Origin of the sequence: Serratia sp. PGPR-27 (assembly GCF_022678525.1) — a bacterium.
Lineage (GTDB): Bacteria > Pseudomonadota > Gammaproteobacteria > Enterobacterales > Enterobacteriaceae > Serratia > Serratia nematodiphila.
Map to the genome: position 1 here is coordinate 95,558 of NZ_JALBYS010000015.1, position 9,394 is coordinate 104,951.

A 9,394-nucleotide genomic window follows, 5' to 3' on the forward strand; every position below is an offset into this window, starting at 1 on the left:
CATTAATAAAGCGTTAGAGTGTCGCTAAATATTTTTCTACCTGATTTTTGACCTTGCCGACCGTGACGCCGTAAATTACCTGCACTTCACGGCGATTCTTCACTACGCCTTTGGCGCCGGTGCTTTTTAACGCGGCTTCATCCACCCGTGTCATATCCTTTAATTCCACCCGCAGTCGGGTAAAACAGTTATCGACGGAAATAATGTTTTCCTTGCCGCCCAGCGCGCGAATAATGATGCCGCTCGGCTCGTCCGGGGTATTTTTGCGGTTCCGGTAATCCTGTTTGGAATAGAGTCTGACGTCCTGATCATCTTCACGGCCCGGCGTCTTCAGATTGAGCTTCAGCACCAGCGTTTTGAACACCAGGTAATACACCGCAAACTGCACCAGGCCGATGACCACGTACAGCGGCCAGCGGGTGAGGGAAACCGGCAGCGGCAGGTTATAGGCCAGGAACTCGACCAGCCCGCTGGCGCCCCAGGGGCGCACCTGGAACAGGTTGCAGACCACCTGCGACAGCGCGGTCAACACGGCGTGGATCACCCACAGCAGCGGAGAGATAAACAGGAAGGTGAACTCTATCGGCTCGGTGATGCCGACCAGGATCGAGGTGGTGATGGCCGGGATTAGAATCGCCTTGGCCAGCATTTTCTTTTCCGGCTTGGCGGTGTGATAGAAAGCCAATGCCGCGCCCGACAGGCCGAAGATGGTCACCATCCCTTGCTGCGAGAAGCGCAGCGCTTCGTTCATCAGCGGCGAGATGCTCGGGTCGCGCATATAGGCCAGGAAAATCGCCTGCGAGCCGGAGACGGTCTGGCCGTCCTGCACGATCGAACCGCCGATGCTGGTAAGCTGGAACGGCGACCAGATAAAGTGGTGCAGCCCGGTGGGGATCAGGAATTTCTCAAAGAAGCCGTAGACGAATACCCCGAGCGAGCCGGCGCTTTTCATAAAGCCGGTCAGCGCGATCAGGCCCTGTGAGATCGCCGGCCACAGGTAGCTGAAGGCGACGGCGTACAGCATGATGATCGGCGTCATGGCAATCAGCACCAGCTTGGCGCCGCCGTAGACCGAGAACACGCCGTTGAGTTCGACGTTGCACAGGCGGTTATGCACCCAGGCGATGGTGACGCCGAGGATAAGACCGAGGAAAATGCCCATATCCACCACGGTAAAACCCAGCAACTCCGTCTGCCCGGTGCCGTAATATTCGCCGTTGATCTTGGCCGCGACATGGCCGCTGAATTGCAGATAAGAGGCGTTGGCGCCGAGGAACATGATAAAGCACATCACGGCGACCAGCGCCGCTTCGCTTTTCTTGTCTTTGGCCAGACCGTAGGTAATGCCGATGCAGAAAATCAGCCCGAGGTTGCCGAATAATGGCCAGAAGGTATCGCCGATCATTTTACCGATAGAGAAGACGGCGGAATGTTCATTGATTAATGTGGCATTGGTGAGAATAGAACTGAGCGCCAGGATCAGACCGATTACCGGCAGGAAAAATATCGGCCCCATCATGGCTTTGGAGAAAAGCTGCAGCTTGCTTAAGATATTATCGATAATACCTTTCATGGCAGTTCCTTTTTATATTTTAATGGATGACGACGTTGCTGAATAAACTCCCTGGAAGCGAGAAAAAAATAAGGCACCTTGCCTGAGTTCAGTTATAGGGGGAAGTTTTCGCCGCTGCAATCGGCGGGGCGGAAATAGGCACCGATGGTCAGGGAGTGACAACCGGTGCCGGTTGTGAAGGGGATCACAACCGGGCGCCGCAGCGCCCGGCGGGATGGGTTACTCGGCCTTGGGCGAGCGATCGCGCATCACCCACTGGCTGGCGATCACCAGCACCAGCGACAGCAGCAGCAAAATGGTGGCCAGCGCGTTGACCTCCGGTGAGACGCCGACTTTCACCATCGAGTAGATCTTCAGCGGCAAGATCTCGTAGCTCGGCCCGGTGACGAAGGAGGAGACCACCACGTCGTCCATCGACAGGGTGAAGCTCAGCAACCAGCCGGCCGCTACCGCCGGCAATGCCAACGGCAGGATGATCTTGCGCAGAATGGTGAACTCGCTTGCGCCGAGATCGCGCGCGGCTTCCAGCATCTTCACGTCGAAGCCTTTCAGGCGCGCGTAGACGGTCACCACCACGAACGGCAGGCAGAAGGTGATGTGCGAGAACAGCAACGACCAGAAGCCGAGCGAAATGCCCAGCAGCATGAACAGCACCAGCAGCGAGATGGCCATCACGATGTCCGGCGACATCATCACCACGAACAGCATGCCGCCGACAAACGGTTTGCCGCGGAAGCGGTAGCGGTACAGCGCCACCGCGGTCAGCGAGCCGATCAGCGTGGCGAAGGTGGCGGAGAGCACCGCCATGGTCAGCGAGTGGCCCGCGGCCTGCAGCAGGCTGTCGTTATTCAGCAGGGTGCTGTACCACTTGGTGGTAAACCCTTGCCAATTGATGCCGAAGCGCGAGGCGTTGAAGGAGTTGACGATCAGGATGACGATCGGGATATACAGATAGGCGTATACCAGCGTCATAAAGCCGCCGCGCAGCAGACGTCCGATCATGCCAGATCCTCCTTCTTGTTCAGCAGGCGTGCGGCCCGGTAATAAACCAGCAGCAACAGACCCATCACCAGCGTCAGGCAGATGCTGGTGGCCGCGCCGAACGGCCAGTCGCGGATATTGAGGAACTGGCTTTTAATCACGTTGCCGATCAGCAGGTTTTTGGCGCCGCCCATCAGATCGGCGACGAAAAACAGCCCCATCGCCGGCAGCACCACCAGCAGGCAGCCGGCGATAATGCCCGGCATGGTCAGCGGCACGATGATGCGGATAAAGGTTTGCAGCTTGCTGGCGCCGAGGTCGCGCGCCGCCTCCAGGCAGGACTTATCGAGCTTTTCGATGCTGGAGTAGAGCGGCATCACCATAAACGGCAACAGGATATACACCAGGCCGAGGACGACCGCTTCCGAGGTGTACATGATGCGCAGCGGCTTGTCGATGACGCCGATCCACAGCAGCGCGTCGTTGAGATAGCCGCGGGTGCTGAGAAACAGCTTCAGGCCGTAGATGCGGATCAGCGAGTTGGTCCAGAAGGGCACGATCAGCAGAAACAGCAGCAGCGGCCGCACCTTCTGCGGCAACCGCGCCAGGATAAAGGCGAACGGATAGCCGATCGCCAGGCAGCACAGGGTGGCGATCAGCGCCATGTTCAGCGAGTGCAGCAGCACCTGGGCGTACAACGGATCGAACAAGCGCCGGTAGTTGTCCAGCGTGAACACCATCTGCACCAGGTTGGCGTCGTCGCGGGTCAGGAAGCTGGCGCCGATGATCATCAGGTTCGGCATGAACACGAACAGCAACAGCCAGGCGACGACGCCGACGATCACCACATTCTGGAAGACTTTACGCGATTTCTTCATCGGCCAGCACCACCTCCCAGCTTTCAACCCAGGTTACCGCCATCTTCTGATTGAGCGAGTGATCGACGTCCGGATCGTCTTCGTTGAAGAACTCGCTGACCATCACCGTTTTGCCGCTCTCCAGCTCGACCACCGATTCCAGCGTCATGCCTTTGTAGTTGCGCTCGCGCACGTAGCCGATCAGCCCGTCGTGCTGCGCGCTGTCGTTCACTTCTTCCACCCGCAGATCCTCCGGACGCAGCAGCACCTTCAGCTTTTGGCCCGGCTCTACCGGCAGATCGGCGTAGATGTCGCACTCGCGGCCTTCCACGTTGGCGCGCACCCGCTGCGGATCGAGGCGTTGCAGGACCACCGCGTCGAAGATGTTGATCTCGCCGATGAAGCTGGCGACGAACAGGTTCTTCGGCTCTTCGTAGATCTCACGCGGCGTGCCGTCCTGCTCAATGCGGCCTTCGCGCATCACCACGATGCGATCCGACATGGTGAGCGCTTCTTCCTGATCGTGGGTGACGAACACGAAGGTGATGCCCAGTTTGCGCTGCAGCGCTTTCAGTTCGTTCTGCATCTGCTTGCGCAGCTTGTAGTCCAGCGCCGACAGCGATTCGTCCAGCAGCAGCACCTTCGGCTTGTTGACCACCGCGCGGGCGATGGCCACGCGCTGCTGTTGGCCGCCGGAGAGCTGGCCCGGCCGCCGCTTGGCAAAGTCGTCCAGCTGCACCATGCGCAGCGCCTCTTCGACGCGCGGCGTCAGTTCCGCCGCCAGCACCTTTTGCATGCGCAGGCCGAAGGCGACGTTGTCGAACACCGACATGTGCGGAAACAGAGCGTAGCTTTGAAACACGGTGTTGACGTGGCGATGTTCGGCCGGAATGGCGGTGATGTCCTGGCCGTCGAGCACGATGCGGCCCACATCGGCGTCTTCCAGACCGGCGATCAGGCGCAGCACCGTGGTTTTGCCACAGCCGGAGGGGCCGAGAATGGTGAGGAATTCGCCGTGGTTAATCGTCAGATCCAGATCGGCAATGATGGTTTTGCCATCGAACGCTTTGCTCAGGGCATGCAGTTCAACAAGGGGAGTCGGAGAGGATGTCTCAGTCATTTATCGTATTACTCTATCCCGTGGGCTAATGCAGATAGAACCGCAACTGGAAAAGACTGCCGGAGCTTGCGGGATACCCGCTGATCAAATGAAGCTCAAACCAGTTACGCCAATGGAAATTTTTCGAGCGCGCATGATAGACGCTGAATGCCGGAATTGAAAGCCGATCCGGCCCAGATGCCGCGTTTTTCATCATGATAGCGACAAATGACCCTGTGATGACAGCATTATTCCCCTCAGAAATCATCACAAAGATTAATGATATTGGCGAATTCTGGTTAAAAATGACCTGACGCAATATTTGATCCTGATCGGTTCCGCATAATGAAACGCGATATTCTGAGGGGCCGCTACCATGGACAAATTACTTGACCGCTTTTTCAACTACGTCTCTTTCGACACCCAGTCCAAAGCGAACGTAAAGCATGTGCCGAGCACCGACGGGCAGTTGAAGCTGGCGCGTGCATTGCAGCAGGAAATGATCGCGCTCGGCTTCGAGCGGGTGTCGCTCAGCGAACACGGCTGCGTGATGGGCACCTGGCCGGGTAACGTCGCCTGGCCGGTGCCGGCGGTCGGTTTCATCGCCCATCTGGATACTTCGCCGGATTTCAGCGGTAAACACGTCAATCCGCAGATCGTCGAGAACTATCGCGGCGGCGACATTGCGCTCGGCATCGGTGATGAAGTGCTGTCGCCGGTGATGTTCCCGATCCTGCACCAGATGCTGGGGCAGACGCTGATCACCACCGACGGCAAAACGCTGCTGGGCGCCGACGACAAGGCGGGCATCGCCGAGATCCTCACCGCCATGGTGCGCCTGCGCGCGCGCAAGATCCCGCACGGCGACATCCGCGTGGCCTTCACTCCGGACGAGGAGGTGGGCAAGGGGGCGCAGCTGTTCGACGTGGCGGCCTTCAATGCGGAATGGGCCTACACGGTGGACGGCGGCGGCGTCGGGGAGCTGGAGTGCGAAAACTTCAACGCCGCCTCGGTGACGATCAAAATCCTCGGCAACAGCGTACACCCCGGCAGCGCCAAGGGGGTGATGGTCAACGCGCTGTCGCTGGCGACCCGCATTCATCTGGCGCTGCCGGCGGACGAAGCGCCGGAGACCACCGAAGGCTACCAGGGCTTTTATCATCTCAGCAGCATCAAGGGCAGCGTGGAGCGCGCCGAAATGCACTACATTCTGCGCGACTTCGAGCGCGAAGGGTTCGAGGCGCGCAAGCGCAAGATGGTGGACATCGCTCGCGAGATCGGCAAAGGCCTGCCGCGCGATTGCTATATCGAAGTCAGCATCGAAGACAGCTATTACAACATGCGCGAACAGGTGGCGGAGCACCCGCACGTGATCGCTCTGGCGCAGCAGGCGATGCGCGATTGCGACATCGAACCGGTGATGAAGCCGATCCGCGGCGGCACCGACGGCGCGCAGCTGTCGTTCCGCGGCCTGCCGTGCCCGAACCTGTTCACCGGCGGCTACAACTACCACGGCAAGCACGAGTTCGTGACGCTGGAAGGCATGGAGCAAGCGGTGGCGGTGATCATGCGCATCGCGGCGCTGGCCGCCGAGCGGGCGCGGTAAACACCTTCGTTCCCCGGCCGGCTTGGCCCGCCCTCCTGATACAAGTCTCGTGGGCTCGGAGATGTGTATAAGAGACAGGGCTTGGCCGGCCCGACTATGCTTTTCTGATCCGCCCGGCGGGGCCCAGCGCGCCCGCCGTTATCTTCTTCTTCTGTTCTCTTTATGGTTCCCAGTCTCATGGTTGTTTCGTTCACCACACAACCCGCGGTGAGGGAATCCCATTATCCTTCGAGATAAAATGCTGTTTATGCATACAGTGTGGCTGTGTGCTTAACCGGTTTTACAGCTTCGGTGCGGTGAGCCCAGTCGCCAGGGGATGCTGGGGGAATGAGCGCTGTTAACCGCCATCAAACAGGACGTAAGAGGGTAGCAATCATGGCAGAAGAAAAGAAAAATGCTCAGGTGATTAACGGCGTTAACGACGATATTACCGAACTGAAATCGCTGTCTACGCTGCGCCAGCGCGTGGTCAGCGACGGTGAAATCGTCTCCAAATCGGCCAATGGTTTTCGGCTGGCAAATGGCAATACCGGCGTGATGCTGCGTAATGATGGCCGCGATTTTTACGCGCTGGCGACGCCGGGCGGCCAAGCGCTTAACGGGCAGTGGAACACCTTGCGCCCGTTCTCATTCAATTTGGCGTCTGGCCGGGTTGCGATGCGCAATGGAGTGGATATTTCCGGCGGTGCGGTGGTGTCGCACAACGCGGGTATCTCCACTTCGACCACCGGCCCGACTCCGCTTATCAATGGTCAGGTTTATGATGCGGCTGCCATGCATACTAATTTTACCAGCGGCAACGTCACTACGGTGATGTTAATGGGCTCGCGGATTGTCGCTGGTAAAGAAAATTATGGATTGCTCTCTTATCGAGACTGGCAGGGTAACTGGAACGAACTGCAGGTAAGGCCCAACGCCGAGCTTTCTGTAGGGCAATTGACTAAACGCAACCCCGATGGATGGATTTGGGCTGCTGGGAACCGTAGTGTTGACAATGATAAGGGACGTATTACCAATGGATTGCATTTGCAGGGGCGATACGACCTGTATGCCAACCTTTATCATCATGAATTTGTCGGCTCTCACCATTCGCTGGTGCTGAATGTCGCCAACGGTGGTGGGCAAGGCTGGTACGAATTCCGTAATGATGGTAACGCCTACACCAACGGCGCCTGGCACAGCAGCTCCGATGCCCGCATGAAAACGGACATCACCCAAATTGCCGGTGCATTGGACAAGCTGGCCAATATTGGCGGCTACACCTACCTCAAACAGGGCGTGCCGGAGGCCGGGGTGATCGCTCAGGAAGTGGAGAGCGTATTGCCGCAGTCGGTCACCCAAACCGAATTAAAACTTAATGACGGCAGCGTGCTGAAGGATGCGCGGGGCATCAATATCAACGGCGTGGTGGCGTTGCTGGTTGAAGCGCTTAAGGAAGAGCGCTCACTTCGAGATGCCGAGCGCGAAGCATTTGAAGCTCGATTGGTTGCTTTGGAAAAAGCGATTGCGAACGCCTGATTAATAAAATTTTTGTAGGTTGCGCAGAGTATTAATCGATGGTGCTGCTGGCGATAAGCACTTAAGAATTTACTCTGCTGCCACATCAACGAAATAAAAGGACTGGCATATGAGTGGCGGAGATGGAAAAGACAGCCGTGGCCCAACGGGTGGAATTAAAGGGGGGGCTTCAGACCAGGGACCCAATGTAGGGCACGGTGGATCTATGGATATAAATATTCCTGGCATGGGGGATGTGCATATCGATGGAGTACATGGTTTAAATCCCGGTAAAGATAACAGTACCAACTGGGATGATGGTAAAGGGAACGGTAATGGCGGCAGGGACAGTAGCAGCAGTGGAGATTCCCTGGGGGCAGCGATACGGCGGCAGGTTAACGCTATCAAAAATGACCCTAAAGTTAATAATATACTGAAAGATTTACAAAAAAAGGTACGTGCGGTTACAACTTATGCAAAGGTAGCTTTGAAAAGTGTTGAGGCTGACGGAAAAATACAGGTGCAGGTTGGTGAAATTCGTACAACCGATGAAGCCGCCGTCAGCAAGGCTATTACCTCTGTCTCACAAGTTAAAAATGTACTTGGCGTGGGGTTGCCTGCTCAAGGCGGGATCGTGTTCGCCGGTAATATCGATACCCATCATAGAATCGGTAATTATCAGAACATACCCAACGGCAACAATAACGGCAACAATTCTGCCGCAGAGGATAAGGCGTCATTAGCCACCTATTCCGAGGTGCTTAATGGAAAAATCCCACCGGGTTTCTGGCTTGATAATAATAGGGTGATGACTGAAATTACGGAGCAATATGAAATCAACGGCGGCGGCAAAGGGAGCGATCGCACAGGTTACCGGCAACGTAATGTCGAAGTGCCTTCTTTGACATCGGCCTATCAACAATTTAAGCAGGTAGAACGAGAAGTGGCCGAAGAGGCCCGAAAGGCGGAAGAGGCTCGCAGAGCCGAAGAAGCTCGTAAGGCCGAAGAGGCTCGCAAAGCCGAGGAAGCCCGAAAGGCGGAAGATGCACGCAAGGTAGAAGCAGCCAGAAAAGCGTTGTTCGCCAAAGCGGGTATTATGGACGCTCCGGCGTATACGCCGGAAAAGCTAAAAGCGGCCAATGCGGCGTTGGCGGCAGCAGGTGCCATGGTGCTCAACCGTGCGCCCGCGATGCTGCAGACGTCGGTAATCGGGCAAGGCGTGATGACGACCACGAGCGAACTGGCCGGCTGGGCAGCGAGCGCGTCGTGGCGGGCAGCCTACGAAGTCGGCAGTATACGCGCCGGCACTGTGGTCGCTGCCGGATCGGTGCTGGGGGCTTTTGCCCTTGGTTTCTACCCGACGGAGGTCGGTGCAGGGAGCGACCGGGTACCCGGGCGGGATGTCAATCTGTTTGCCCTCCAGGCGAGCCTGGCGGCAGCGGGCCGGGCGACCATCCAGCCCGGCATGACCTCGGTCGATTTGCCGGTGCGCGGGTTTATCACCACCGACGACGACGGGAGACAGAGCGTCAACTTTGTCAGGACAGGCGTCGGCGGCGTATCGCCGAGTGTGCCGGTATTCAGACCCGTTCGCGATGAGCTGACAGGGCTGGACAAAATCACGCTGCCAGCGGTGGTGGGCGCACCGGCCAGAACGATACTGATCAACCCGGTGCCGACTGGGCCGGCCGCGCCGGCGCATACCGGCAACGGCTCACCGGGGCCTAAATCGCCAGTGCATACCGGCACCGGCATCAGGCAGGCGGACAGCATCGTGGTCA

8 protein-coding genes are annotated in these 9,394 nt (G+C 57.7%); 3 read left to right on the top strand and 5 right to left on the bottom strand.

Annotated elements, in window-relative coordinates:
• Window positions 1-13: 13 nt before the first annotated feature.
• The 5 genes from MMS95_RS10635 to MMS95_RS10655 all read right to left on the bottom strand — a co-directional run bounded on the left by MMS95_RS10635 (window position 14) and on the right by MMS95_RS10655 (window position 4,829).
• Entirely contained in the window at window positions 14-1,573 is a 1,560-nt protein-coding gene (locus MMS95_RS10635) for a PTS transporter subunit EIIC (protein WP_015377586.1), read from the bottom strand.
• A gap of 219 nt (window positions 1,574-1,792) precedes the next feature.
• Window positions 1,793-2,575, bottom strand: a complete 783-nt coding sequence (gene potC, locus MMS95_RS10640; RefSeq protein WP_021504822.1) for a spermidine/putrescine ABC transporter permease PotC — start codon at window positions 2,573-2,575, stop codon at window positions 1,793-1,795.
• On the bottom strand, window positions 2,572-3,432 hold the full coding sequence (gene potB, locus MMS95_RS10645; protein WP_004941149.1) for a spermidine/putrescine ABC transporter permease PotB: 861 nt from the start codon (window positions 3,430-3,432) through the stop codon (window positions 2,572-2,574). The genes potC and potB overlap by 4 nt, the downstream gene beginning before the upstream one ends.
• Window positions 3,416-4,531, bottom strand: a complete 1,116-nt coding sequence (potA, locus tag MMS95_RS10650) for a spermidine/putrescine ABC transporter ATP-binding protein PotA (RefSeq protein ID WP_242141654.1) — start codon at window positions 4,529-4,531, stop codon at window positions 3,416-3,418. The genes potB and potA overlap by 17 nt, the downstream gene beginning before the upstream one ends.
• A gap of 25 nt (window positions 4,532-4,556) precedes the next feature.
• Window positions 4,557-4,829 carry a hypothetical protein gene (locus MMS95_RS10655; RefSeq protein WP_126180994.1) on the bottom strand — a complete coding sequence of 91 codons (273 nt, stop codon included), beginning with the start codon at window positions 4,827-4,829 and terminating at the stop codon, window positions 4,557-4,559.
• 57 nt (window positions 4,830-4,886) lie between these two features.
• Here MMS95_RS10655 and pepT point away from each other — a divergent pair, with 57 nt between their 5' ends.
• From pepT to MMS95_RS10670, 3 genes are all read left to right on the top strand, one after another.
• Window positions 4,887-6,116, top strand: a complete 1,230-nt coding sequence (pepT, locus tag MMS95_RS10660) for a peptidase T (RefSeq protein WP_015377590.1) — start codon at window positions 4,887-4,889, stop codon at window positions 6,114-6,116.
• A 375-nt stretch (window positions 6,117-6,491) separates the two neighbouring features.
• Complete coding sequence (locus MMS95_RS10665) at window positions 6,492-7,634, top strand: tail fiber domain-containing protein (RefSeq protein WP_156865510.1); 1,143 nt, start codon at window positions 6,492-6,494, stop codon at window positions 7,632-7,634.
• Between the two features lie 205 nt (window positions 7,635-7,839).
• Window positions 7,840-9,394 (top strand): S-type pyocin domain-containing protein (locus MMS95_RS10670; protein WP_242141655.1); only part of this gene is annotated, 1,555 nt, incomplete at its 3' end.